This window comes from Oceanithermus desulfurans (assembly GCF_014201675.1).
In the GTDB taxonomy this organism is placed as follows: domain Bacteria; phylum Deinococcota; class Deinococci; order Deinococcales; family Marinithermaceae; genus Oceanithermus; species Oceanithermus desulfurans.
This window is the reverse complement of sequence record NZ_JACHEZ010000006.1, coordinates 1-25,151: the sequence shown is the minus strand read 5'-3', so window position 1 is coordinate 25,151 and position 25,151 is coordinate 1. Positions and strand designations below refer to the sequence as shown.

The 25,151-nt window shown below is 69.8% G+C and carries 22 protein-coding genes; 15 read left to right on the top strand and 7 right to left on the bottom strand.

The genetic code is table 11. The annotated features are described in order from the left end of the window. Window positions 1-35 precede the first annotated feature (35 nt). Genes lsrB through HNQ05_RS08360 form a run of 3 tightly spaced genes read left to right on the top strand, consistent with a single transcriptional unit; the run spans window position 36 to window position 3,073 of the window. On the top strand, window positions 36-1,070 hold the full coding sequence (gene lsrB / locus HNQ05_RS08370) for an autoinducer 2 ABC transporter substrate-binding protein LsrB (RefSeq protein ID WP_147146172.1): 1,035 nt from the start codon (window positions 36-38) through the stop codon (window positions 1,068-1,070). A gap of 50 nt (window positions 1,071-1,120) precedes the next feature. After that, window positions 1,121-2,677, top strand: a complete 1,557-nt coding sequence (gene lsrK / locus HNQ05_RS08365; protein ID WP_147146174.1) for an autoinducer-2 kinase — start codon at window positions 1,121-1,123, stop codon at window positions 2,675-2,677. 15 nt (window positions 2,678-2,692) lie between these two features. Further along, on the top strand, window positions 2,693-3,073 hold the full coding sequence (locus HNQ05_RS08360) for a cupin domain-containing protein (protein WP_147146176.1): 381 nt from the start codon (window positions 2,693-2,695) through the stop codon (window positions 3,071-3,073). Window positions 3,074-3,130: 57 nt separating this feature from the next. Here HNQ05_RS08360 and HNQ05_RS08355 read toward each other — a convergent pair whose 3' ends face one another. Continuing rightward, complete coding sequence (locus HNQ05_RS08355; RefSeq protein ID WP_147146179.1) at window positions 3,131-3,778, bottom strand: CBS and ACT domain-containing protein; 648 nt, start codon at window positions 3,776-3,778, stop codon at window positions 3,131-3,133. A 91-nt stretch (window positions 3,779-3,869) separates the two neighbouring features. Here HNQ05_RS08355 and HNQ05_RS08350 point away from each other — a divergent pair, with 91 nt between their 5' ends. From HNQ05_RS08350 to HNQ05_RS08330, 5 genes are all read left to right on the top strand, one after another. Beyond that, the gene (locus HNQ05_RS08350) at window positions 3,870-4,364 is read left to right on the top strand and encodes an OmpH/Skp family outer membrane protein (RefSeq protein ID WP_147146181.1); all 495 of its coding nucleotides are present in this window, start codon (window positions 3,870-3,872) and stop codon (window positions 4,362-4,364) included. Window positions 4,365-4,430: 66 nt separating this feature from the next. Beyond that, window positions 4,431-7,184 carry a DNA translocase FtsK gene (locus HNQ05_RS08345; protein WP_147146183.1) on the top strand — a complete coding sequence of 918 codons (2,754 nt, stop codon included), beginning with the start codon at window positions 4,431-4,433 and terminating at the stop codon, window positions 7,182-7,184. A gap of 73 nt (window positions 7,185-7,257) precedes the next feature. Further along, window positions 7,258-8,418, top strand: coding sequence for a DUF1800 domain-containing protein (locus HNQ05_RS08340; protein WP_147146185.1), 1,161 nt, complete (start codon window positions 7,258-7,260; stop codon window positions 8,416-8,418). 9 nt (window positions 8,419-8,427) lie between these two features. After that, window positions 8,428-9,591 (top strand): DUF1501 domain-containing protein, encoded by a 1,164-nt coding sequence (locus HNQ05_RS08335; RefSeq protein ID WP_147146187.1) that lies wholly within the window; start codon window positions 8,428-8,430, stop codon window positions 9,589-9,591. A 30-nt stretch (window positions 9,592-9,621) separates the two neighbouring features. Further along, complete coding sequence (locus HNQ05_RS08330) at window positions 9,622-10,734, top strand: hypothetical protein (RefSeq protein ID WP_147146189.1); 1,113 nt, start codon at window positions 9,622-9,624, stop codon at window positions 10,732-10,734. A gap of 61 nt (window positions 10,735-10,795) precedes the next feature. On the opposite strand, the gene sucD is transcribed toward HNQ05_RS08330, so the two are convergent. Beyond that, on the bottom strand, window positions 10,796-11,665 hold the full coding sequence (gene sucD / locus HNQ05_RS08325) for a succinate--CoA ligase subunit alpha (RefSeq protein ID WP_147146191.1): 870 nt from the start codon (window positions 11,663-11,665) through the stop codon (window positions 10,796-10,798). Then, on the bottom strand, window positions 11,662-12,795 hold the full coding sequence (gene sucC, locus HNQ05_RS08320) for an ADP-forming succinate--CoA ligase subunit beta (RefSeq protein WP_147146193.1): 1,134 nt from the start codon (window positions 12,793-12,795) through the stop codon (window positions 11,662-11,664). The genes sucD and sucC overlap by 4 nt, the downstream gene beginning before the upstream one ends. A gap of 115 nt (window positions 12,796-12,910) precedes the next feature. Between sucC and HNQ05_RS08315 the strand changes: the two genes are divergently transcribed. Both HNQ05_RS08315 and HNQ05_RS08310 read left to right on the top strand, forming a co-directional pair. Next, a complete protein-coding gene (locus HNQ05_RS08315; protein ID WP_147146195.1) occupies window positions 12,911-13,348 on the top strand; it encodes a PspC domain-containing protein in 438 nt (145 codons plus the stop codon). Then, complete coding sequence (locus HNQ05_RS08310; RefSeq protein ID WP_147146197.1) at window positions 13,345-14,229, top strand: toast rack family protein; 885 nt, start codon at window positions 13,345-13,347, stop codon at window positions 14,227-14,229. Before HNQ05_RS08315 ends, HNQ05_RS08310 begins: the two co-directional genes overlap by 4 nt. Here the strand turns inward: HNQ05_RS08310 and HNQ05_RS08305 are convergent. From HNQ05_RS08305 to HNQ05_RS08295, 3 genes are all read right to left on the bottom strand, one after another. Beyond that, window positions 14,211-15,257 (bottom strand): PIN/TRAM domain-containing protein, encoded by a 1,047-nt coding sequence (locus HNQ05_RS08305; protein WP_147146199.1) that lies wholly within the window; start codon window positions 15,255-15,257, stop codon window positions 14,211-14,213. The two genes, HNQ05_RS08310 and HNQ05_RS08305, sit on opposite strands and share 19 nt — an antisense overlap. After that, entirely contained in the window at window positions 15,254-16,540 is a 1,287-nt protein-coding gene (gene radA, locus HNQ05_RS08300; protein ID WP_147146201.1) for a DNA repair protein RadA, read from the bottom strand. Before radA ends, HNQ05_RS08305 begins: the two co-directional genes overlap by 4 nt. Before the next feature lie 61 nt (window positions 16,541-16,601). Continuing rightward, window positions 16,602-18,806, bottom strand: coding sequence for an ATP-dependent Clp protease ATP-binding subunit (locus HNQ05_RS08295; protein ID WP_147146203.1), 2,205 nt, complete (start codon window positions 18,804-18,806; stop codon window positions 16,602-16,604). A gap of 168 nt (window positions 18,807-18,974) precedes the next feature. On the opposite strand from HNQ05_RS08295, the gene HNQ05_RS08290 reads away from it, so the two are divergent. From HNQ05_RS08290 to HNQ05_RS08270, 5 genes are all read left to right on the top strand, one after another. After that, window positions 18,975-19,832: a glycine--tRNA ligase subunit alpha gene (locus HNQ05_RS08290; protein ID WP_183677747.1), complete on the top strand. Its 858-nt coding sequence runs from the start codon at window positions 18,975-18,977 to the stop codon at window positions 19,830-19,832. Next, window positions 19,829-21,922, top strand: a complete 2,094-nt coding sequence (gene glyS / locus HNQ05_RS08285) for a glycine--tRNA ligase subunit beta (protein ID WP_147146208.1) — start codon at window positions 19,829-19,831, stop codon at window positions 21,920-21,922. Before HNQ05_RS08290 ends, glyS begins: the two co-directional genes overlap by 4 nt. Window positions 21,923-22,041: 119 nt before the next feature. Next, entirely contained in the window at window positions 22,042-23,028 is a 987-nt protein-coding gene (locus HNQ05_RS08280; protein WP_147146210.1) for an aspartate-semialdehyde dehydrogenase, read from the top strand. Between the two features lie 55 nt (window positions 23,029-23,083). After that, window positions 23,084-23,284, top strand: coding sequence for a dodecin (locus HNQ05_RS08275; protein WP_147146213.1), 201 nt, complete (start codon window positions 23,084-23,086; stop codon window positions 23,282-23,284). A 2-nt stretch (window positions 23,285-23,286) separates the two neighbouring features. After that, window positions 23,287-23,628, top strand: coding sequence for a DUF3234 domain-containing protein (locus HNQ05_RS08270; protein ID WP_183677746.1), 342 nt, complete (start codon window positions 23,287-23,289; stop codon window positions 23,626-23,628). A gap of 161 nt (window positions 23,629-23,789) precedes the next feature. Here HNQ05_RS08270 and HNQ05_RS08265 read toward each other — a convergent pair whose 3' ends face one another. Further along, window positions 23,790-24,917 (bottom strand): hypothetical protein, encoded by a 1,128-nt coding sequence (locus tag HNQ05_RS08265; protein ID WP_147146217.1) that lies wholly within the window; start codon window positions 24,915-24,917, stop codon window positions 23,790-23,792. Between the last annotated feature and the right edge of the window lie 234 nt (window positions 24,918-25,151).

Here is a 25,151-nt window from a genome sequence, read left to right as displayed (position 1 = left end):
GGCCCCAGGTCTTGGTTTCGCAAAGGAGGTTGAACATGCGCAGGAAATTTTCGCTGGTTTTCGCGGCAGCCCTGATCCTCGCCGCCATCGCGGGCACGGCATTCGCCAAGGACGTCAAGATCGCCTTCATCCCCAAGCTCACCGGGGTCGGCTTCTTCGAGTCGGGGGGCAAGGGCGCCGTGGCGATGGGGAACATGCTCGGTATCAAGGTCAAGTACGACGGTCCCAGCACCGCAAGCGTCTCGGGGCAGATCGAATACATCAACAACTTCGTCAACCAGGGTTACGACGCCATCGCCATCTCCGCGCTCTCCCCCGACGGGCTCAACCAGGCGCTCAAGCGGGCGATGAAGAAGGGCGTCATCATCCTGACCTGGGACTCCGACGTCAACCCCCGCTACCGCACCTTCTACATCAGCCAGGGCACCGCCCAGCAACTGGGCGAGCTGCTCGTGAAGATGGCCGCCGACCAGATGGACGACCCCAAGGGCAGCCCCAAGAAGGTGGCCTTCCACTACTCGAGCCCCACCGTCACCGACCAGAACCAGTGGGTCGTGGTGGCCAAGAAGGTGATCGCCGAGCAGTACCCCAACTGGGAGATCGTCGACACCGTCTTCAGCCATGAGGACGCGCAGAAGGCGGTGCAGGTGCCGACCGCGCTCTTCCAGGCCCACCCCGACCTGGACGCGGTGATCTGCCCCGACGCCAACGCGCTGCCCGGCACCGCCCAGGCAGCCGAGAACCTGGGGATCGCCGGCAAGGTGATCATCACCGGGTTCTCGACGCCCAACGTGATGCGCCCTTACGTGAAGCGCGGCACGGTCAAGGCCTTCGGCCTTTGGGACGTGGTCAAGCAGGGCAAGCTGGCCATCTACGTGGCCAACCTGCTGGTGCAGGGCAAGCAGCTGCATGTGGGCGACGAGTTCGACGTACCCGATGTGGGCCACGTCAAGGTCTCGCCCAACTCGGTGCAGGGCTACGACTACCAGGGTGAGGTCAACAACGGCATCATCCTCCTGCCCGAACGCGTCGTCTTCACCATCGACAACATCGACGACTACGACTTCTAGCCCTCGCGCCCGGCCGGCCCGCGGGCCGGCCGGGGTAGTCTGGAGGCGGCATGCGTCATCTTCTAGCCCTCGACGCCGGAACCGGCAGCGGACGCGCGGTGCTCTTCGACGAAGAGGGCCGCCAGCTGGCGTCCGCCGGACGGGAGTGGACGCACCGCGAGGAACCCGGCCACCCCGGATCGATGACCTTCGAGCGCGAACGCAACTGGGAGCGGCTCACCAGCGCCGTGCGCGAGGTGCTGGCGCAGGTTCCCGACGCCAACGTGGTGGCCGTCAGCACCACGAGCATGCGCGAGGGGATCGTCCTCTACGACGAACAGGGGCGCGAGCTCTGGGCCTGCGCCAACGTGGACGCGCGGGCGGTGCGTGAGGTGCGCGAGCTGCGCGAGCGCGACCCCGAACTCGAGCATTGGGCCTACCTGCGCTCCGGGCAGACCTTCGCCCTGGGGGCGGCCCCCCGGCTGCTCTGGCTCGAGCGGCACGAGCCGGAGCTCTACCGGCGGGCCGCGCGCCTCACCATGCTCAGCGACTGGATCGCGGTGCGCCTGGGCGCCGAGATCGCCCTCGACCCCACCAACGGAGGCACCACCGGGCTCTTCGACCTCGAGACCCGGCGCTGGGACCCCCAGCTCTTCGACCGCCTCGGTATCCCGCCGGTCTTCCAGGAAACGCCGGTACGGGAAGTCGGCACCGTGATCGGGGAGGTGAGCCCCGAGGCCGCGGCCGCCACCGGCCTCGGGGCGGGAACGCCGATCGTCATGGGCGGCGGCGACGCCCAGCTGGGCAGCGTCGGCCTGGGGGTGACGCGGCCCGGCGAAGGGGCGATCCTCGGGGGCTCCTTCTGGCAGCAGGAGGTCAACCTCGACGGGCCCAGGTCGGACACGAGCGGCCGCATGCGCCTCAACTTCGCCGCCGATCCGGCCCAGTGGCAGGCCGAGGCCATCGTCTTCTTTCCCGGCATCGCGGCGCGCTGGTTCCGCGACGCCCTGGCCCCCGACCTCAAGGAGCGTGCGGCCCGCGAAGGGCGCGACGCCTACGAACTGCTCGAGGAGCTGGCGGCGCTGGTGCCGCCAGGCTCGTACGGCATCACCCCCATCCTCTCGGACGCGATGGACTACAGCCACTGGCGGCACGCCGCGCCCTCGTTCCTCAACTTTCCGCTCGACCCCGAGAAGGCCCACCGCGGCGCCTTCTTCAGAGCGCTGGAGGAGAACGCGGCGCTGGTGACCCGGGCCAACCTGGAGCGCATCGCGGCGCTCACCGGGGCCCCGCTCGCGGCCGCGGTCTTCGCCGGCGGCGCGGCCAAGGGGCGGTTGTGGCCGCAGATCGTCGCCGACGTATTGCAGATCCCGCTCAAGATCCCGGTGGTCAAGGAGGCCACCTCCCTCGGTGCGGCGATCGCTGCCGCCGTGGGCGTGGGGCTCCACCGTAACCTGGAAGAGGGGGCGCGGGCCTGGGTGGCCTGGGAGCGCGAGGTCGAGCCCGACCCGGCGCTGGCGGAGGTCTACGACGAGGCCTACCAACGCTGGAAGGCGGCCTACCCCGCCCAGCTCGAGCTCGCCGACCGGGGCGTGACCCGATCCATGTGGCGCGCGCCCGGCGAGTAAGGAGGCAGGATCCACTTGAAGCCGTTAATCATTCACGAAGACGAGGTGGCCTACCGCTTCGACGGGGTCTCGGGACCCAAGTACCTGCTGCGCGGGCCCCGGTCCGACTTCGGCATGGTGGTGCTTATGCCCGGCGAGGACTTCCAGACCCACTACCACCGGGCCGTCGAGGAGAACTTCTTCACCCTCGAGGGCGAGGTGGAGATCTACATCAACGGGGAACGGTACACCCTGCGCCCCGGCGACCTCTGCCACGTCCCCCCGATGCACCCGCACTACCTGATCAACCGCGGGACGACGCCCTGGAAGGCGATCTTCGTCAAGGCACCCTACGACCCCAAGGACAAGGTCGACGTCGACTGGCTGCCGGGACAGCCCCTTCCCGAACCCGGCTGAAGGCCCTAGCGAACGCCGCCCCCGAGAGCGGGGGCGGCGTATTCCATACGGCCGCGCTCAGATCTTACGGGGTCGGGTCTCGCGGACGTCCAACACCTTTTCGTCGGCGTTACGCAGGCGGTCGACGACGGTGTCCAGCCCCTCGCCGGTGATGCGCAGCACGACGATGCGGTAGCCGTCGTGCCGCCCTGCGGTCGCCACCGAGACGATGTTGCTGGGCTTGACCGCCGCACCGAGGCGCTCGAGCGCGCCGGGCTTGTCCTCGACGTCGAGGGTGACCCTGAGCCCCCCTTCGCGCATGCCCATCACCTCGATGAAGGCCTTGAGCACGTCCGTAATCGTGATGATGCCCACCAGCTTGCCCTTGCTGAGCACCGGCAGGCCGCCCACCTTGTACTCCTCCATCAGGAGGGCCGCTTCCTCCAGGGGCTCGTCGGCGTCCACCGTGATCACCGGCTTGGCCATGACCTCGGAGACCGTGAGCTTGGAGAGCAGGTAGTTGAGCTCCCAGACCGAGAGGGTCGTCGCCTTGGAGGGCATCGCGTCCTTGAGATCCTTGTCCGTCACGATCCCCACCAGGCGGTCGGCCTCGAGCACCGGCAGGCGCCGGTACCCCTGGTCCTTGAGCAGCTTGATGGCGTCGAGCACCGGGGTATCGGGGGTCACGGTACGGGGGTTGGGCGTCATCCAGTCGCGTACGAGCATGCGTTCCTCCTTCCCTACCATTTCTATTACGTTTTACGATGCAGACGGCACTCTCACGGCCTGTTCACCGCACCTGCGTAGACTCGGGTTGATGAAACGAACCGCCCTTGTATCCTTTGCGTTGCTCTTCGCGATGATCGGAGTGCTCGGTCTCAGCCAGAACAAGGAGATCCCCAGCCGCGTCGGCTACATCGACGCGCAGAAGGTGATCGAGGCCCACCCCAAGTACGACGAGATCAAGTCGCTGCGCACCCAGGCGGACGCCGAGCTGAAGCCCATCGCGGAGCAGCTGCGCGCGCTCGAGCCCAAGATTCGCGACGGCAGCGCGACCGCCAAGGAACGCCAGGACTTCGACAACCTGCAGAAGGTCTACACCCAGGCCTCCAAGAAGTGGCAGGACAAGATCAACGCCGCGCTCGCGCCGATCACCAAAGAGATCGACGCCACGATCGCCCGCGTAGCCGCACAGAACGGCTTCGCCATGATCCTCAGCGCCAACGTCGCGGGGCAGTCGGGCCTCGTCGTCTACGCCTCCCCCGACATCGACGTCACCGACCTGGTCATCCGCGCCCTTTCGGCCCAGTAAGCCACCCCCCTCTCTCGGCCGGCCCGCCCGTCGGGCCGGCGAATTCTTGACCGGTAGAATACGAAGGTGGCGAGCAAGAAACCCAAGAAACCCCCGGCGAAGAAGCAACGCCTGCAGCGTGGCGACCTCGAAGCCCTGGCGCTCGTGCTCCTCGCCGGCTCCTTCTTCCTTGCCGCCTCCTTCTACCCCGAACCCCCGCTCTCCGGAGCCCTCGGTTCCGACCTGAAGCGGGCGGCGCTGCGGCACCTGGGCTACCTCACCTACCTGATTCCCCTTCCCCTGGCGCTGGCGGCGCTGGGTCTGCTGCTGGCCCGACCCCTCAAGGGGCTGTTGCGGCACACCTTCTTCCTCTTCGCCGTCGGAGCGCTCGGCCTGCCGTTCGCGGCGGCGCTGGGCTCGGAGCTTTCGGGGGTCTGGGGCGCCCGCGCCTACCTGTGGCTGCACGACCAGCTCGGAAACGCGGGGCTGCTGCTGCTCGCGCTCGTCGTCTGGGCGGTGGTCGACCTCTGGACCGGGCACCCCCCCTTCTGGGGCCTGGCCCAGAGCCTGCGGCGGGTGGCGCGCGCCGCGGCGCGTCTCTACGCCGCTTGGCGCGACCAGCGCGACCGCCGCAGGGAGTGGGGGCGGGTGCGCCTGCAGGCGCGTGCGCTTTTGGACGAGGTGCGCACCCTGCTGGAGCGCTACCCCGACCACGGGCTGCTGCGCGAGCTCAAGGAAGACCTCGAACGCCTGGCCCGGCGCGGCACCCGCGAGGAGGCCGACGAGGTGGCGCGCAGCCGCGAGCTGCTCGCCGCCTTCATGGAACAGCGGGCGGCCGAGCTGCTGACCCGGTTGCGTAGCGAGCCCCCCGACTGGATCGCCGAGGTCGAAGCGCTGGAACGAACGCTGCGCAACCCCCTGGCCACGAACGAGCCGCCGCTCTGGCGTGAACTCGACGAACGGCGCGCCGCTTTGCAGCTGGAGCTGGCGGCCATCAAGAAGCGCTACGCCGAGCTGAACGCCGCCGTCGCGCAGGACCTCGAGGCGCTGGAGGCCGACCCCGCGGCGCTCGGCCGCGTCGACCGGCACCGCGAGGAGCGGGCCGAACGCTGGCGCAACCTGCGGGAGGCGCTCGACGAGGTAGCGAACCGCGCCGAGGCCTGGGAACGCTGGGTCGACTGGGCCGAGGCCCACCCCGCGGACTACCATCCGGCCGCGGCGCAGATCCTCAAGAGCGGCGGCCTCGTCGCCGCACCGCCCCGCGTGGAGACCGAGGCGGCCGAAGCGGCGCCCGCGCCCGCCGACCCCCCCGCGGCCGTCGCGGACCCGCCGCCGCGACCCCGAACCGCGCCGCCGCCGACCCAACCCGTCGCCCCGAGCCGGGCACCGGCGCTGCCCGCCTTCGAACTGCTCGATCCGCCCGAGCCCCGGCGCGCCGGCGGCAAGGAACTGGAAGAGGAGGCGGCGCGGCGCGGCGAGATCATCAACGAAACCCTCTCGCACTTCAACCTGGCCGCCCGCGTCGTCGACTGGGCCCGCGGCCCCAGCGTGACCCGCTTCGAGGTGGAACCGGCTCCGGGCGAGAAGATCAGCCGCATCGCCGGCCTCGCCAACGACATCGCCCGCGCGCTTGCGGTCGGCTCGGTGCGCGTGGAAGCGCCCATCCCCGGCAAGCACGTGATCGGCCTCGAGGTGCCCAACGCCGAGCGCGAGCTCGTCCGCTTCAGCGAGGCGCTGCGCCACCCCGCTTACCAGCGCAGCAAGGACCGGTTGCCGCTCATCCTGGGCAAGAGCATCGACGGCGAGATGTGGGTGCGCGACCTGGCCGTGATGCCCCACCTGCTCATCGCCGGCTCCACCGGCTCGGGCAAGTCGGTCTGCGTCAACACCCTGGTGATGAGCCTGCTCTACCGCTACCTGCCGAGCAAGCTCAGGCTCTTGATGATCGACCCCAAGATGGTCGAGCTGACGCCCTACGACGGCATTCCCCACCTGGTACGCGGCGTGGTCACCAACCCCGCCGACGCCGCCGGGGTGCTGCTGGGCGCGGTGGCCCACATGGAGCGGCGCTACAAGATGATGAGCCAGGTGGGGGCGCGCAACCTCGAGCAGTTCAACGCCAAGATGCGCGAGCTGGGCGAGCCCGAGCTGCCCCTTCTGGTCATCGTCATCGACGAGCTGGCCGATCTGATGATCACCAGCCCCAAGGAGGTGGAACAGGCCATCCTGCGCCTCGCCCAGATGGCCCGGGCCACCGGGATGCACCTGATCCTCGCGACCCAGCGGCCCAGCGTGGACATCCTCACCAGCCTGATCAAGGTCAACGTGCCCGCGCGCATCGCCTTCGCGGTCTCGAGCAGCCACGACTCCCGCACCATCCTCGACAGCACCGGAGCCGAGCGGTTGATCGGTCAGGGCGACATGCTCTTCCACCAGCCCGGCCTGCCCAAGCCCGTCCGCCTGCAGGGCCCCTTCCTCTCCGACCGCGAGATCCGGCGCGTGACCGAGTACCTGCGGGCACAGGACTTCGAGGACGCCTTCGCCGAAGCCTACGGCGCCGACTTCGACGGTCCGCTGGCGCTGGGCGTCAACACCAACGCGGTCCAGGGGGAGCTGCCGCTCGATTTTTCCGACCCCTACCTGAAACGCGCCGCCGAGATCGTGGTCGAGGAGGGGCAGGCCTCGGTCAGCCGCCTGCAGCGGCGGCTCTCGGTGGGGCACGCCCGCGCCGGCAAGCTGATGGACCTGCTCGAGGCCATGGGCATCGTCGGCCCGCACCAGGGCTCGAAGCCGCGCGAGGTCCTCATCACCCCCGAGCAGATCGAGGAATACTTCGGCTAACATGAACCCCCGTTAACCCGGCGTTCATCCCCGCGCCCCGGGGCGCGGGCTACCTTGGCGTCAAGGAGGCCGCATGTACCGAGGACCGTTCACCCCTTACGAGGCCGCGCACCTGCTGCGCCGCGCGGCGGCGCGCGGCCGCCGCGAAGAGACCGCCCAGCTCGCGGAGATGGGCCTGGAGCGCGCGGTCGAGCAGCTGCTCCGCACCCCCGCGCCCGCCCCCGATCCCGCCATCGACGACGACCCCAAGGCCAACCGCGGCCGCATCCACCGGGCACTGGTGCGGCACTGGTTCGACCACTGGCTCACCACCCCCACCCCGGCGGCGGAGCGGCTGGTGCTCTTCTGGAGCGGCCACTTCGTCAGCGAGTTTCAGAAGGTAAAGCTGGGGCGGTTGATCTGGGAGCAGAACCAGACCTTCCGGCGCCTGGGCCCGGGCTCCTTCCCCGAGCTGCTCGAGGCCATGGCCCGCGACCCCGCCATGCTCGTCTACCTGGACAACGCCAAGAGCCGCAAGGAGCACCCCAACGAGAACTGGGCCCGCGAGCTGATGGAGCTCTTCACCCTGGGCGAAGGCCACTACACCGAGGCCGACGTCAAGGCGGCGGCGCGGGCGTTCACCGGCTGGTCCGTCACCTCCCCCCGCAAGGCGCGCGCCGAGGGGCGGCCGATTACCTTTGAGTTCCGTGAGCGCTGGCACGACCCCGCCCCCAAGACCTTTCTGGGGCGTACGGTACGCGGCGGCGAGGAAGTGCTCGCCGTGCTCGGCGAAGAGCCGCAGACCTACCGCTTCCTCGCGGGCAAGCTGCTGCGCTTCTACCTCGCCCCCGAACCGCCCCGGGAACTGGTGGAGCGCGCGGCGGAGGTGCTGCGGCTCGAGGGAACCTACGGCCTTTTGCGCTGGCTCTTCACCCACGAGGCCTTCTACGCCCCCGAGGCGCGCAACGCGCTGGTGAAGTCGCCGGTCGAGTACCTGATCGGCCTGCTCTACGTGGGCAAGCCGGCGCCCGAACGCGCCCTGGCGCGGGCGCTGATCGGCATGGGGCAGGTCCCCTTCCAGCCCCCCAACGTCGCCGGCTGGCCCGGGGGACGCGCCTGGCTGGGGGACGCGGCGCTGCTGGTGCGGCTCAACCTGCTGCCGGCGCTGCTGGAAGAGGACGCCGACCTTTCCGTCTTCATGGACGGCGCCGAGGACGCCTACGCCGCCGTACTGCCCGAGGGGCAGATGCTCTAGGAGGAAGCCATGAACCGCCGCAGATTCGTACAGCGCATGCTCACCACCCTGGCCGCGGGCGGGGCCGCCCCCTCGCTGCTCACCCGCACCGCGCGGGCCGCCAAGGAGCGGGACAAGGTGCTGGTCGTCGTTCAACTCTCCGGGGGCAACGACGCCCTGAACACCCTCGTCCCCTTCCGCGACCGCGCCTACCGCAGCGTCCGCCCCAATCTGGCCGTGCCCGCCGCGAAGGTGCTCGACCTGGGTCGGGACCTGGGCCTGCACCCCGCCCTGCGGGCGCTGCTGCCCCAGTGGGAGCAGGGACGGCTGGCCCTGATCCCTGCGGTGGGGTACCCCGACGCCAGCCGCAGCCACTTCGTCTCCATGGCCATCTGGCACAGCGCCGACCCGAGCCGCAAGAGCATGCAGGGCTGGCTGGGCCGCTGGCTCGACGAGCAGGAAGACCCGTTCTGCGCCGTCAACCTGGGGCTGTCCACCCCGCTGGCACTGCGCGGGGAAGCGCGGCAGGGCGTGGCCCTGAACGGGCTCGAGGGCTTCCGCCTGCGGCTGCCCGAGCGGGCGCTCGCCCGCTTCGAACAGGGCTTGCGCCAGCCCCGCAATGGCCCGGCCGAGCTTGCGCGCGCAGCCATGGAGCGCCTGCTCGAGGACACCCGCCGGGTGCAGGGGCTGCGCGGCTACGAGCCCGCGGCCGACTACCCGCGCGGCAGCTTCGGCAACGCCCTGCGCGACGTGGTGCGGATGATCGCCGGCGGGCTCGACGCCCGGGTCTACTACGTGGCCCTGGGCGGCTTCGACACCCACGCCGATCAGCTGGGGCGCCAGCCGGGGCTGCTCGAGCAGCTGGCCGCCGGCTTGAGCGCCCTTTCCCAAGACCTCAAGGCCCTTGGGCGCGAGAACGACGTGCTTATCCTGGGCTTCAGCGAGTTCGGCCGGCGGGTCGAGGAAAACGCCTCTGGCGGCACCGACCACGGCAAGGCGGGGCTGATGTTCGCCCTCGGGCCCGGGGTCGGCGGGTTCAAGGGGCCCGGGTACAACCTCGACGACCTCGACGACGGCGACCTGCGCTACCAGGTGGACTTCCGCAGCGTCTACGCCGGGGCCGCGGCCTTCATCGGCGCGCGCCCCGAGGAGCTCTTCCCCGAACCACAGCCGCTGCTGAAGCTGCTGGGCTAGCCGCGGGCCGGGGTAGGATGGGCGGTAACGATGCGCTTCCGCGTTCGCTACCGCCACCCCTCCCCGCCCGACCGCCCCTCGCGCCTCTACCTGACGCTGCCCGGCGACCGGCCGGGGCAGCGCATCCACGACGCCCGGCTTTCCCAACCCGCGCGCCAGCGGCAGAGCGACGAAGGCCGAACGCTCGCCTGCTTCGAGCTCGGCGCCGGAGCCGAACTGGCGCTTGATTTCGATCTCGATACCGAACCGATCTTCGAGGCGCGCCCCGCGGCGTTGACCGGGGAAGTGGGGTCGCTGATCGAGGACGTCTTCGCCCGCCTCCAGGAGCAGGGCTACCGGCTTGACGGCGGCGGGGAGTCCGGGCCCGGCGAGGCGGCGCTGACGCTGGCGCAGAGCGTTCTCCAGGCGGCCCGCGAACGCGGCTGGCGCGGCGAGCTGGTGCTCGGCCACCTGCTGCTCAACGATCCCGCGCCCCACGCCTGGTGCCGGCTGGAGACGCCCGGGGCAAGCGTGGAGTGCGATCCCTGGTTCTACCTCGTACTGCAGGGCGTTCCCGACTACTGGCTCGCCTACGGCCTGGCCCCCCGGCCCGAGGACTACCTCGCCGGCCACGAGGGGCGGCGGCTCACCTGGGGTACGGCGCCCGTGCCCGCGGGCTTCCTCCCCTGCCACGAAGCCGACGGCGACGAAGAGGCGCTCTTTTACTTCTGGCCCGACGCCGTCTGGGTCGCCGGAGCGGGGTTCCTGCCCCCCGCAAGCCGTGAGCTGTCCGCGGTGGAAACCGGAACGGCCGCGGCCTTCAGGAGCGCGCTCGACGCCCTGCGGGTCGCGGCCTTCGCCGGGCTCTTGCTGGTGGCGCTGGGCCTGGTTCGCTCCGGCGGCTGGCCGCTCTTGGCCTACGCCGGCTACGCGACCCTGTTGGTCCCGGTCCAGGGCCGCGCCTGGTGGCGGCTGCTCGAGCGGCCCGCCGCCCGCGCGCGCGCCCTCGAACCCCTGCTCTTCCACGCCGCCTTCCTCGCGGTGGTGGCCGGCTGGGACACGGTGCTGCCCCAGACCCTCTTCCTGCTCACCTGGATCTACCAGCGGGTCCGCGTCTTCTGGCGTGACTACCAAGACGCCGCCCGCCGCCCCAGCCGGGCGTGACGGCGCACCACGGCAGAAAAAGGAGGCGGCCGCGGCCGCCCCCCTTTCTTCGCAGGAAACCTCAGCCGAGCTTCTGACGAACGAGCTCCACGATCTCGTCGATCGTGTCGGCCACGGGAATGCCCGCTTCGGCGAAGGCCTTCAGCTTCGACTCGGGGGTGCCGACGTCGCCCATGATGATGGCGCCGGCGTGCCCCATGCGCTTGCCCTTGGGGGCGCTGCGGCCGCCGATGAAGCCCACGACCGGCTTGGTCATGTGCTCCCGCACCCAGGCTGCGGCCTCTTCCTCGTCGGAGCCGCCGATCTCGCCGATGACCACCACGGCCTCGGTTTCGGGGTCCTCGTTAAAAAGCGGCAGCAGGTCCTTGAAGGTGGTGCCGATGATGGGGTCGCCGCCGATGCCCACGGTGGTGGTCGTCCCCAGGCCGGCCTCGCTGAGCGCCGCCGCGGCCTCGTAGGTGAGGGTGCCGGAACGCGAGATCAGCCCCACCTTGCCCTTCTTGAAGACGTGGCCCGGCATGATGCCCAGCTTGGACTCCTCGGCGGAGATGAGACCCGGGCAGTTGCCGCCGATGAGGCGCACGCCCAGGTCCTTGATCTCCTTGACCGCGGCCACCATGTCGAGGGTGGGAATGCCCTCGGTGATCAGCACCACCAGGGGGATGCCCGCGTGGGCGGCCTCGAGCGCCGCGTCAGCCGCGGCCGCCGCTGGCACGAAAATGATAGAGGCGTCGATCTCGTGGTTCGCGGCCGCTTCCTTGACGGTGTCGTAAACCGGCACGCCCAGGACCTCCTGGCCGCCCTTGCCGGGGGTCACGCCGGCGACGATCTTGGTGCCGTACTTCTGCATCTGTTCGGCGTGGAAACGCCCCTCGCGGCCGGTAATGCCCTGCACCAGCACGCGCGTGTCCTTGTTGATCAGGATGCTCACTTCGCGCCTCCCACCATGGTGACGATCGCCTTCGCGGCCTCGAGCGAGTTCGGGTAGAGGTAGATCGGCTTGCCCTCGAGCAGCTTCTTGGCCTCTTCCTCGGCGGTCCCGGCGACGCGCATCACCACCGGCACCTTGACGAGGCCCTCTTCGAGCGCCTGGATTACGCCCTTGGCCACCTCGTCGGCGCGGGTGATGCCCCCGAAGATGTTGATGAAGATGCCCTTCACGTCCGGGTCCTTGGCCACCAGCTTGACCGCGTTGTAGACGACCTCGGCCTTGGCCCCGCCACCGATGTCGAGGAAGTTGGCGGGCTTGCCGCCGGCGCGGTTCACCAGGTCGAGGGTGTACATCACCAGTCCCGCCCCGTTGCCGATCACGCCCACGTCGCCGTCCAGCTTGACGTAGGCGAAGCCGTAGTTGCTGGCCTCGATCTCGAGCGGGTGTTCGGCCTCGACCTCGCGCAGCTTGGCCAGGTCGGGGTGGCGGAAGAGGGCGTTGTCGTCCAGGTCGATCTTGGCGTCGGCGGCGATGATCTCACCCTGCTCGGTGACGACCAGGGGGTTGATCTCGGCGAGCGAGGCGTCCACGCCCGCGAAGGCGTTGTAGAGCTGCACGATCACGTTCGCGAGCCGGTTGAGGTTGCCCTCGAGCCCCGCCTGCTTGACGACCTCGCGCGCCTCGAAGTGGCGCAACCCCTTGTGGGGGTCGACGGGGAACTTGACGATGGCCTCGGGGTTGGTGCGGGCTACCTCCTCGATGTCCACGCCCCCCTCCTTGCTCACCATGAGGACGGCGCGCTGGCTCGAGCGGTCGATGATCAGGCCCGCGTAGTACTCACGAGCGATGTCCACGGCCTCGGCCACCAGAACCTTCTTGACCGTGAGGCCCTTGATGTCCATCCCCAGGATCTTGCCCGCAACCTCGCGTGCCTCTTCGGGCTGGGCTAGCTTGACGCCCCCGGCCTTGCCGCGACCGCCCACGTGGACCTGGGCCTTGATGACCACCTGCTTGCCGAAGTCCTTGGCGATGCGCTCGGCTTCTTCGGGGCCGTAGGCCACCTTGCCCGGAGGCACGGGTACGCCGTACTGGGCCAACAACTCTTTTGCTTGGAATTCGTGGAGTTTCAAAAGGCACCTCCCGTGCTGGATACCGCCGCGTGGCGGCCGCAGGTATTATAACCCGCGCATTTTGCGTGGGGTCCGGGTTAAACGTCATGCGGTAGACTGTTCGTGGAGGTCCCACATGGAGGGTAAACGGCTGGTGCGCAGCGAGCGCCACCGCCTGCTGGCCGGCGTCTGCGGTGGTCTGGCGGAGTACTTTGGCCTCGACGTCGACCTGGTGCGTCTCATCGCCCTCGTGCTCGTCGTGGTGCAACCCGTCTTCGCGCTGGTCTACCTGCTCCTCGTCTTCGTCCTGCCGCGCGAGGGCGAAGAAGCGCGACCCCTGGAAGATCGGCTGCAGGAAGGCGTGCGCGAGCTCGAGGAGAGCGTGCGTCGCGTCACCGGAGAAACCGAGCCGTCCAAGCTGAGGTTCTACGGGGGTCTGACCCTCGTCGTCCTGGGCCTCTGGCTGCTGCTGGAAAACCTCGGGCTCTGGTGGATCGACGGCTCGCTGCTGGGGGCCCTGCTCCTGATCGCCCTCGGGGTCTACTTCCTGCTGCCCAAGGGGGGCCGCGGGTGACGCTGGGCTGGATCCTGGTCGCGGTCGGGCTGGTCTGGCTGCTGGCCGACCTCGGCTACCTCCCCGGCGCGGTTCGCGAAGTCTGGCGGCTCTGGCCGCTGCTGCTGGTCGCCCTGGGCCTGGAACTGCTCTTCGGACGCGACCCCCGGGGGCGGCGGCTGTCGCTCCTCGTCCTCGTCGGTCTGCTGCTCGCCGCGGGGTTCTGGCTCGCCTTCGGGCCGTCGTCCTCGGGCCCGTTCGTTCGCGAGGAGCTGCAGGTGCCGCTCGCCGAGGAGGTGCGGTCCGCCAGCTTCCGGCTCGACGCCCCCGTGGCACGGCTCGAGCTCTCCGCGCTCCCCGAGGACGCCACGGCCCTGCTCGAAGCCGAACTGGAGCGCCTCCCGCGTCAGCGGATCCTCCTCGAAAGGCAGCGCCGGCGGGACCGGGCGACGCTCCGCCTCCGCAGCGAAGGGCGGAACCTGCGCTTTCAGGGGCGGGCGCCGCGCTGGAAGCTGGGGCTGCACCCGGATGTGCGCTACGACCTGGACCTGCGGCTGGGGATGGGCCAGGGCCGGCTCGACCTGCGGGGGCTGGAACTCGAGGCGCTGGCGATCCGCGCGGGCGTGGGCGACCTGACGGTCTTCTTCCCCGCCAAAGGCGGCTACGCGGCCCGCGTGGAAGGGGGCGTGGGGCGGCTCGCGCTGCTCCTGCCGCCGGGGCTGCCGGTGGAGCTGGACGTGGAAAGGGGCATCGGCCGGGTCGCGGTCAGCGGGCTGGGGGGCGGCGGGCGCCGCTGGTACTCCGCCGGCGCCGGACCGCCGCTGCGGCTCACCGTCGAAGCCGGCGTGGGGCAGGTGGAGGTTCGGGTGCTGGAAGCCGCGCCCTACCCCGAGGGCGACTGACCGTCCGCGGCCTCGGCCTCGGTCTGCAGGCGAGCGAAGACGAGGCGCCCGACCTGGGTCTGGATCGTCTGGGTGATGACGACCTTGACCTTACGGCCGCGGTGCTGAACCGCGTGGTCGACGACGACCATGGTGCCGTCCTCCAGGTAGCCCACCCCCTGCCCCGGCTCGCGCCCGGGCTTGATGATCTCGAGCTCGACCCGGTCTCCGGGCCGGTACTGCGTGCGCAGCGCGATCGAGAGCGCCTGCACGCTCAGCACCTTGACGTCGTAGATGCGGGCCAGCTGGACCATGGCGGCGTCGTTGGTCACCAGGGCCATGCCGCGGGCGCGGCAGAGGTCGAGCAGCTTGTCGTCGGTAAGCTCCTGCCGGCCCACCTCGTCGTCCAACACCTCCAGCGGTACGGTGCCGCGGAGGCGCTCCAGGGTCTCGAGCCCCCGCCGCCCCTTGCCCCGCCTGACCGGGTCTTCCTGATCCGCGAGGAGCTGCAGCTCGCGCAGAATGAAGCGGGGCACCCACAACGGACCCTCGAGCCAGCCCAGCTCGGCCATCTCGGCGATGCGGCCGTCGATCAGCACCGAGGAGTCGAGCGCCTTGCCGCCCAGGTCGCGCGGCGCCGCCGCGGCGCCGCGTGGTCGGAAGAAGTGCATGTTGCGCACGGCGACGAAGCTGAACACTAAGACGAGCACCAGGGCGATGCCCAGCGAGTGGTACCAGGCGAAGCCGGGAACGCTCGAGAGCAACGTGGTCAGCAGCACCGCCGCCAGCAGCGCGAGCACGCTCGCCGCGGTGACGGCCAGCGGCAGCTCCGGCGGCAGACGCCGCCAGCCCTCTTCCAGGCGATCGAGGCCGCGCAGGATCGCGTATTCCAGCCGCGGCGCCAGCAAGAGGCCCAGCAGGGCCCCGACGACGGTGAGGTAGACCAGGTTGATGGGGCTGGAGAGGAGGCCGCGCTCGTCGAGCCAGACGCCGAACTCGAACCCCAGGTAGGTGAAGATCGCGAGCAGCGCGACGCGCAGGGGCTTCATACCAACGCCTCCCGCACGGCCGCCTCGACGGTGGCCAGCGCCCCCGGGCCCAGGACGCGTTCGAAGCCGGCGCGCCGCCCTTCGCGCAGCCGCGCCTCCAGGAGGGTGACCGAGCGGACCTCGCCGGCCAGGCCCACCTCGCCCACGGCGGCGGTCTGGGGATGCACCGGGCGGCCCATGACCGCAGAATACACGGCCAAAGCCACGGCGAGGTCGAGGCCCGGATCGTTCACGCGCAGGCCGCCGGCCAGGTTGACGTAGACGTCGAGGTGGCCCAGCTTCAGCCCCAGACGCCGTTCCAGCACCGCCAGCACCACGTCCACGCGCCGCGGATCCAGCCCCTGGGCCACGCGCTTGGGCGCGGCGTAGGGGCTCTTGGCGGCGAGCGCCTGGACCTCGAGCGCGATCACCCGCTCGCCGTAGAGGGCCAGCCCCACGGTGGAACCCGGTACCCCGAGCGGCCGCTCGGCCAGGAAGGCCTCGGAGGGGTTGGCCACCTCCACCAGCCCGGCGTGCTCCATGCGGAAGACCCCCACCTCGCCCACCGGACCGAAGCGGTTCTTCGCCGAGCGCAGCACCCGAAAGACCCCGGCCGTCTCCAGGTAGAGCGTCGCGTCCACCACGTGTTCGATAACCTTGGGGCCGGCGACCGTGCCCTCCTTGGTGACGTGGCCGACGAGCACCAGCGTGCCGCCCGCGGCCTTGGCCCAGCGCACCAGGGCCTGGGTGGCGTTGCGCACCGCGACCAGGGAGCCGGGCACCCCCTCGGATTCGAGCGTCTGGATCGAATCGACGACGACGAGGTCGGGAGCGTGGGCCTCCAGCCCCGCCAGCACCGCGTCCAGCCGGGTGTCGCGCATCAGCTCGAGGCGGGGGCTCACCCCCAGGCGCTCGGCGCGCAGCTTAACCTGCTGCGGCGACTCCTCGCCGGCCACGTAGACGACGCGCTTGCCGCTTTTCAGCACCCGGTCGGCGACCTGCAGCAGCAGGGTGCTCTTCCCCACCCCGGGCTCGCCTCCGATCAGCAGCGCCGCTCCGGGGACGAACCCGCCCCCGAGGACGCGGTCGACCTCGCCGCTTCCGCTTGAATAACGCGGCAGGGCCTCGGCGTCGACCTCGGCGAGCGGCATGACGCCCGCCGGGGACGCGGCTGCGGGGCCGCCTTCGCCCGTGCGCTCCTCGCTGAAGCTGCCCCAGGCGCCGCAGCTGGGGCAGCGGCCCAGCGGTTTGGGCGCCCGGTAGCCGCACTCGACGCAGCGGAACTGGCTCTTTTGCTTGGCCATGCCCACCTCAAAGCAGACCGCCGCACCCTGCGGCGGTCTCGTTCCCATGCGGCTTCATCGATTAGACGAGGCTGACCTCGCCGGCCTCGAAGAAGAGCTCGCCCTCGCGCAGGAGGACCCGCAGGCGTTCGCCGGGATGCTCGAGCAGCGCGATGGAGAGCGGGTCCTCGACCTTGTCGCGGATGATCCCGCGGAGGATCCGCGCCGAACCCAGCTGGGGCGCCTGCTGCACCACCCACTCGGCGACGCTTTCGTCGAAGCGCACCTCGACCTCGCGGCTGGCCAGCTCCTCGGCGATCTCGTCGAGCATGAAGCCGGCCACCTTGACCAGGTCCTCGCGCGCCAGCGGACCGAAGCGGATGACCTCGTCCAGGCGGTCGAGGAACTCGGGGGTGAAGAGCGCCTTGAGCGGCGACTCGCTGTCGACCTCGCTCTCGGTGAAGCCGATGGCGGGGCCGACGTTGAAGCCGGTGTTCGAGGTCATGATCAGGATGACGCGGCGGAAGTCGACGGTGCGACCGAGGCCGTCGGTGAGGCGGCCGTCGTCGAGCACCTGCAGGAAGGCGCCGTAGACGTCGGGATGGGCCTTCTCGATCTCGTCGAGCAGCACCACGCTGAAGGGCTGGCGCCGCACCGCCTCGGTGAGGCGGCCGCCCTGCTCGTAGCCGACGTAGCCCGGGGGCGCGCCGATCAGCTTGGAGATCGAGTGCGGCTCCTGGAACTCCGACATGTCGAAGCGGATGAGGGCCCGCTCGCTGCCGAACAGCGTCTCCGCCAGCGCCTTGGCCAGCTGGGTCTTGCCAACACCGCTGGGGCCGACGAAGAGGAAGCTGGCGGTCACCCGGGCGCGGCCGCCCAGGCCCACCCGGGCGCGGCGCAGCGCCGAGGCCAGGGCCCGCACCGCCTGGTCCTGTCCGACGACCTTCTCGCGCAGGCGCGCCTCGAGCTCGAGGAGGTTCTCTTCTTCGGACTCGTCCACGTAGACGCCGCCCCAGGAGTCGACGACGGTCTCCAGGTCCTCGCGGGTCACGACCGGGGTGTCGTCCTCGTCGGTCGCCACCGGCAAACCCAGCGAGGCGTTGAGGCGCACGCGGCTCGCCGCCTCGTCGATCAGGTCGATGGCCTTGTCGGGGAAGTTGCGCCCGGGGAGGCCGCGCACGCCGATGCGCACCGAGGCCTTGAGGATCTCGTCGGGAATGATGACGCCGTGGTGCGCCTCGTAGCGCGGGCGCAGCCCCTTTAGGATCTCGAGGGTTTCCTCGGGGTTGGGCTCGAGCACGATCACCGGCTGGAAGCGGCGCTCGAGCGCGGCGTCCTTTTCGACGTAGCGGTGGTACTCGCCCGTCGTGGTCGCGCCGATGAGCTGGATCTCGCCGCGCGAGAGCGGCGGCTTCATGATGTTGGCGGCGTCCAGCGTCCCCTCGGCACCGCCGGCGCCGATGAGGGTGTGCAGCTCGTCCATGAAGGCGATGATCTTGCCGTTCTTGAGCTCTTCGATGATCTGACGCAGGCGCTCTTCGAACTCGCCGCGGTACTTGGTGCCCGCGACCACCCCGGCCAGGTCGAGGCTGACCACGCGCGCGCCCTGCAGCACCGGGGGCACCCGGCCCTCGACGATCGCCTGGGCCAGCCCCTCGACGATCGCCGTCTTGCCCACGCCGGGGTCGCCCACCAGCACCGGGTTGTTCTTGGTGCGCCGCGCCAGGATCTGGATGACGCGGTTGATCTCGTCCACCCGGCCGATGACCGGGTCGAGCTTGCCCTCGCGGGCGTCCTTGGTGAGGTCGCGCGCGTACTCGTCGAGGAAGGGGGTCTGCGCGGCCTTTTCCTGGGTGGCTTCTTCGCCGCCGGCCATGATGCGCCAGCGGATGGTGTCCACGTCCTTGGCGAAGTGGCTGAGGATGCGGTAGGCGACGCCGTCGCCCTCGCGGATGATGCCCAGCAGGATGTGTTCGGTCCCGATGGCCGGGGAACTCATGTTGCGGGCCTCGGCGCCGGCCAGCTCCATCACCCGACGCGCCCGCGGGGTGATGGCCGGGGGCTCGCCGGAGCGGCTCCCCTCGCCGCGGCCCACCAGCTCTTCCACCATGCGACGCATGGCCTCCAGGTTGGCGCCGTATTCGGCCAGGATGCGGGCCGCGGTGCCGCCCTCGCGCATGAGGCCGAGCAAAAGGTGTTCCGGCCCGATCATCGAGTGGCCCAGGCGGCTCCCCTCTTCGCGGGCGTAGTGGAACACCAGGCGTGCACGGTCGTCGTATCGGTTCAAGGCGAAAACTCCTTTCTACTCCGTGCCTTGAAGACTTCTTGCCTACAGGCTTCCCGCGTTTCGTACGCAACGAAGGCGAAGATGAAGCCTGTCTATATGATATATTATCCGCGCGCGTTCCGCGCGGGTGAACCGCCCGTGACAACCTCTCATGAACAGGAGCCGGCGATGCTCTTTCAAGACCTGATCCTAAAACTCCACGACTACTGGGGCGGCTACGGCTGCGTGATCACCGAACCCTACGACACCGAGGTGGGTGCGGGCACCTTCTACCCCACCACCTTTCTCAAGGCGCTGGGCCCGGAACCCTGGAAGACGGCCTATGTGGCGCCGAGCCGACGGCCCCAGGACGGCCGCTACGGCGAGAACCCCTACCGCTTCCAGTACTACTTTCAGTACCAGGTCATCCTCAAGCCGTCGCCGGCCGACGTGCAGGACCTCTACCTCGACTCGCTGCGGGCCATCGGCATCCGCGTCGAGGACCATGACGTGCGCTTCGTCGAGGACAACTGGGAAAGCCCCACCCTGGGTGCCTGGGGGCTGGGCTGGGAGGTCTGGCTCGACGGGATGGAGATCACCCAGTTCACCTACTTCCAGCAGGTGGGCGGCGTCGACGTCAATCCGGTGAGCGTCGAACTCACCTACGGGCTCGAGCGCATCGCCCTCTACCTGCAGAACAAGAAGCACACCTACGACGTGGAGTACGCCCCCGGCGTGACCATCGGCGACATCCGCCGCGACTTCGAGCTGGAGCACTGCGAGTACAACTTCAAGCACGTCAACGCCGATAAGGTGCGCCGCTGGTTCGACGACTACGAGGAGGAGGCGCGGCGGCTGCTGGAACTCGGGCTGATCCACCCCGCCTACGAGTTCGTGCTCAAGGCTTCGCACGCTTTCAACCTGCTCGACGCCCGCGGCGTGCTCGGCCACGCCGAGCGCCAGGCCTACGTCCAGCGGGTGCGCCGGCTGGCCGAGGCCACGGCACGGGCCTACCTGAAGAAGCACCACGAGGAGGTGGCCGGATGAACCTCCTCTTCGAGATCGGCACCGAAGAACTGCCCGCCGCCTACGTGCCCCGGGCGCTGGCCGACCTGGAGCGGCTCGCCGCCGAGCGGCTCGAGGCCGCCCGGCTTTCTTTCGAAAAGATCGAAACCTACGCCACGCCACGCCGCCTGGCGCTGGTGGTGCGGGGCCTCCCCGAAACGAGCGCGCGCGTGGAAGAAGAGCGCCGCGGCCCGCCCGAGCGTGCCGCCTTCAAGGACGGCCAGCCCACCCCCGCGGCCACCGGCTTCGCCCGCAAGGCCGGCGTGAAGGTGGCCGACCTCACCGTAAAGGACGGCTACGTCTGGGCACGGGTGGTGCACGAGGGCGAGCCCACCGCCCGCATCCTGCCCGAGCTGCTCGCGGGTCTGGTTCGCGACCTGCCCGCGCCCAAGAAGATGATCTGGGGCGCGGGCGACGGCCCCTTCGTGCGGCCGGTGCGCTGGCTGGTGGCCCGCTTGGACGGCGAGGTACTGCCCGTCGAGGTCTTCAACGTCGCCGCCGGCAAGACCAGCCGCGGCCACCGTTTCCTGGCCCCGGGCGAGGTCGAGGTGGACGCCGATAGCTACCGCGACGCCCTCTACCGGACCCACGTCGTCGCCGAGGTCAGCCAGCGGCGGGAACGGGTGGTGCTCGAGACCGCCACGCTGGCCCTGAGCGAAGGTTACGAGGCCGTCCTGCCCGAGGACCTGGTGGAGGAGGTCACCCACCTGGTCGAGTGGCCGGTCGCCGTCATGGGAAGCTTTTCCCAGCGTTACCTCGAGCTCCCGGACGAGGTCTTGGCCACGGTAATGATCCAACACCAGCGCTTCTTCCCGGTGCGCGTCCCCGAAGGACGCCTCACCAACCGCTTCATCGGCGTCTCCGGTCACCAGCCGCCCGACCTGGACGTGGTGCGCTCCGGCTACGAGCAGGTGCTCGAGGGCCGCATCTACGACGCCTACTTCTTCTGGACCGAAGACCTGAAGACCCCGCTGGCCGAGCACCACGAGAAACTCGCGGGCATCAACTTCCAGCGCGGTCTGGGCACGATGGCCGACAAGGCGGGCCGGGTACGGGAGGCGGCCGCCAGCCTTGCGGTCCGGCTACCGCTCGACGAAAACGTCCTCCGCGAGGCCGCCGCCCTCTTCAAGGCCGACCTGCCCACCCAGATGGTCTACGAGTTCCCCGAGCTTGAAGGGGTGATGGCCCGCGCCTACGCGGAAAAGCAGGGGATCGACGCCCGCGTGGCCCGGGCGCTCGAGGACGCGGTGCGGCCGACCGGGCCCGACGCCCCCCTGCCCGAGACGGCCGAAGGAGCGCTGCTGGCGGTGCTCGACCGCGCCGACACCCTGGTGGGCTTCTTCCATCTGGGTAAGAAGCCCAGCGGCTCCGCCGACCCCTACGGCCTGCGCCGCGCCGCGGCAGGCCTGGTGCGCATCCTCGGGCGGACGGGCTGGGACCTTCCCCTCGAGGACGTCCTCGAGGCCGCCGCCGAGGCCTACCGCGCCCGCGGCCTGGAGGTGAGCCCCGAAACGGTGTCGGCCGCCCGCGCCTTCGCCGAAGAACGCCTGGAGTCGCTGCTCACCGAGGCCGGCCTGCCCACGCTGGCGGTGCGCGCCGCCCAGAAGGCGCCCACGGTCTACGGCCAGATGCTGCGGGCGCGCCTCGTCTACGAGTTGATGCAGCGGCCCGAGTTCGCCGAGCTGACCCGGCTCTACAAGCGCGCGGCCAACCTGGCTTCGCAGAGCGAGAGCGACCGCGAACCCGACCCGGCGCATTTCGAGACCGAGGAAGAGGCCCGGCTGTTCGAGGCGCTGAAACCCACCCGGCAGGCCGTGGCCGAGCTTCTCGAACGCGGGGCTTCGCTGCTGCCTCCCTGGGATCCGGCTGCGCCGCTTCCCCAGGTCGACCTGACCCCGCTTGCGGAGCCGCTGGCCCAGATCCTGGCCCTCGCCGGCGCCCTCGACCCCTTCATGGACCACGTGCTGGTGATGGTGGACGACCCGGCGGTGCGCGAGAACCGGCTGGCGCTCCTGCGCGGAGTGCGCGACGCGCTGGGCGAGCTGGGGGCGCTCGAGCTCCTCGGCGCATAAACGTTCGCACCAAAACCTCTACCAGGGCCGCGGACGCGGCCTTTTTCCTTGCGCGTCGCTCCGGGCTGTGCTAGTTTTAGTGAATCTTTTCGCACGCCCTGCGTGCGCCAGGAGGAGTTATGCGTATCGCCATCGTTGGAGCCACGGGAGCCGTAGGCCAAGAGCTGATCCAGGTCCTGGAAGAGCGCGACTTCCCGGTGGACGAGCTGCGGCTCTACGCCAGCCCGCGTTCCGCCGGCAAGACCCTCACCTTCCGCGGCGAGGCCCACACCGTCGAGGTCACCCCCGAAGGCCCCATCCCCGCCGACGTGGTGCTCGCCAGCGCCGGCGGCGGAGTTTCCAAGAAGCTGGCCCCGCTGTGGTCGGGCGAGGGGGCCGTGGTGGTGGACAACTCCTCGGCCTGGCGCTACGACCCCGAGGTTCCCCTGGTGATCCCCGAGATCAACCCCGAAGCCGCCCGCGCGCACAAGGGCATCATCGCCAACCCCAACTGCACCACGGCCATCCTCGCCGTCGCCCTCTGGCCGCTGCACCGGGCCTTCGGCGCCACCCACGTGGTGGTCAGCACCTACCAGGCCACCAGCGGCGCCGGGGCCGAGGGCATGGACGAGCTCCTGCGCGAGACCCGCAACTACCTGGACGGAAAGCCGGTTGGCCACAAAGTTTTCCAGCACCCCATCCCCTTCAACGTCATCCCCCACATCGACGCCTTCCAGGACAACGGCTACACGCGCGAGGAGATGAAGGTGGTCTGGGAGACCCGCAAGATCTTCGGCGAGCCGGAGATGAAGATCAGCAGTACCGCGGTGCGCATCCCCACCCTGCGGGCCCACTCCGAGGCTGCCACGGTCCTCTTCGAACGCCCCGTCACTCCCGAGGCGGCGCGGGCGGTACTGGAGGCGGCACCCGGCGTGGAGGTCGTGGACGATCCCGAACGAAACCGCTACCCGCTGCCGCTCACGGCCACCGGCAAGTGGGACGTGGAGGTGGGGCGCATCCGCCAGAACCCGGCCTTCGACAACGCCCTCGACTTCTTCGTCTCAGGCGACCAGCTGCTAAAGGGCGCCGCCCTCAACGCCGTGCAGATCGCCGAACTCTTGCTCTGACCTCGGTTTGTCCCGCCCCCGCGGCGCTAGAATGGTAACCGAAAGGAGGGGCGTTATGGCGGTCTACAAGAAGATCGAGCTCGTAGGCACCAGCGACGAAAGCCTCGAAGACGCGATCCGCGCGGCCATCAGGAAGGCCTCGGAGACCCTGCGGCACCTCGACTGGTTCGAGGTCAAGGAGATCCGCGGCAAGATCGGCGACGGCGACGTCCAGAGCTTCCAGGTCGTCCTCCAGGTGGGTTTCAAGCTCGACTGACCGTGGAAACCAACTTCTTCGAAGCCGTATGGTACGTGCTCACCGACCCCGCGCGGGCCGGTGAGCACCTTACCTTGACCGCCGCCGAGGTTAAGTACGCCCTCGTCTGGACCAGCTCGAAAGCCGCGCTCGAGTTCAGCCGCGAGGTCGCCGCCGCCCGCGGTATGAAGGTCACGCCCCTCTACAGCTGGACCCTTAAGGAAACGTTTCTCACGGCCGCCGAGTACCTGGGCGCAGGTCACCTTTTGATCGACTACCGGCAGGGTCAGCTTCAGGCCGCCGCCCTGCCCATCGCCAACGCCCGAAAGCGGCTCGGGCCGGGGGCCGGTAACGCGCAACCGTAACGCCCTGACTGCGGTTCGTGTTCCCCGCTTCAGGGCGTTCGTGAGCGTGTGCACCTCCGCGTTGGCGCGGCCAACCCCGCCGGCTGGCGGGGCGCGCTTAGGGCGGGTCGGACGGAGCCTGCTACCCGCCGTCCGATGAAGGACCGGGCGACGAAACTGCTTCAGCGTACAAACCTGCGCGGCTGTACGAAAGCCAGCTCCTGATCGCATTGCTTGGCTTGCTGAAACTCGGCCTCCAGGGTGCTCAAACCGCTAAGCCGCAGCAGCACCCGTCCCACCGGCGTGCCGGTTCCGCTCTGCTCGGTCGGATAGCAGTAAATCGCATTGTCGGCGATCTCCTCGAAGGCCCGCTCAAGAACCCCGGAGTGCCGGGGGGTGAACCTGACCACGTAACCGGCGAGCGCACCCATGGAGGTGCCGGCGCTGATCGCGTAAACGTCCGGGTCGATGTTGTCCTTGGCCAGCGAAAGGTGCGGATCTTCGGGGAAGAACGGCTCGCCTTCGCGGAACCAGTTACCCATGGCGGTGCCCGCGACGTCGTAAGCGATCTCGCCGTAGATTGGGGGCACGGTACGCTTAAGGGTTCCGTCCCACCATCCCATCTTCGGGTCCACCAGCGCCCGCAGGTCGGCCCGCAGGTAGGCAAACGGGCTCACCGCGTAGATCGTGTCACCGGCTTTGGCGCGGTAGCGCTCCTGATTGGCGAAGAAGTTTTGTTCGCGGCGGTAGTCCTTGGCCCCCAGGTCGAGGGCGAACTGTTCGGGGTTGCCGCCGGCGCGGCCGATGAGCTGCCCCGCGCTTACGGGAACTTTGGCGCGGTACTTGCAGCGTTTGTACGTCTGGTTGTCGACCGTATAGGTGTCGCAGCGGCTGGGACGGCCCAGCGCGTCCTGCAGCTCCGGGCTGAGGGACGACATGTGCCCGTATTGAACCGAGAACTGCGAGCAGACGCCCAGGGTTACGTCGTAATCGGTGAATCCGGCCGGCTGGTGCTCCACGCTGTCCACCTGGACGATCCATCCGTCCTGCATGGCGTACACCGGCACCGCCAGCGCCCTTCCCGCATCGTTCGGATCGGGCGGCAGCACCAGGTAATGGTGCTCGGTAGGAAAGGTATGGCTGACCGGCCCCAGGCTGCCGAGCGGCAGGATCGAGCTGAACGAGCTTTCCTCGAGCGGCAGCGCGGCCAGCTCCGGTTCACCGCACGCCGGTAAACCGGTCAGGTCGCTATGCGAACAGCCGGCCAGGATCAGGGCGGCCCCTACGGCCGCCGCGGCGGATACGCGCATTTTCATCCTCCTCATTCTTCAGGATACACGGCGGCGGCTTTGTTCCTCGGCCAGCGTCCCTGACGGTCAGCGGCTCCACACGGCAGGCCGACCCAGCCGGCCGGACCGCCCGTGGCTATATTCGGGTTTCCGGACCGGACGCTCCGCGCCTCGTCGGGGATGACGGAGACCGGTGGTGCGTAGTGCGTGGTGCGTAGTGCGTGGTGCGTGGTGCGTAGTGCGTGGTGCGTGGTA